Consider the following 208-nt stretch of genomic DNA (forward strand, 5'->3'; position numbering starts at 1 on the left):
TTCGAGCACCGCCTTGAACGGCTGCTGGTCCTTCCATTCCGGGTGCAGCGGCGCCAATGCCTTGACCCGGTCTAGCGCGTAGGCGAACTGCACGTAGATCGGCTGTTCGATCCACAGCGTTCCATCATTGTCGAACGTTGCGATCCGTTCCGGCGCGGGATGAAGTCGGGGGATCCTTCCCGGGTCACGTCGGTGACGAAGGCGACGA

At 62.5% G+C, this 208-nt stretch carries 1 pseudogene; it reads right to left on the reverse strand.

The features are described from left to right. Positions 1–208 (reverse strand): annotated as a pseudogene (locus tag FEZ63_RS25750) (haloacid dehalogenase-like hydrolase); the annotation flags it as partial.

The organism is Microvirga brassicacearum (genome assembly GCF_008757455.1).
Classification (GTDB): domain Bacteria; phylum Pseudomonadota; class Alphaproteobacteria; order Rhizobiales; family Beijerinckiaceae; genus Microvirga; species Microvirga brassicacearum.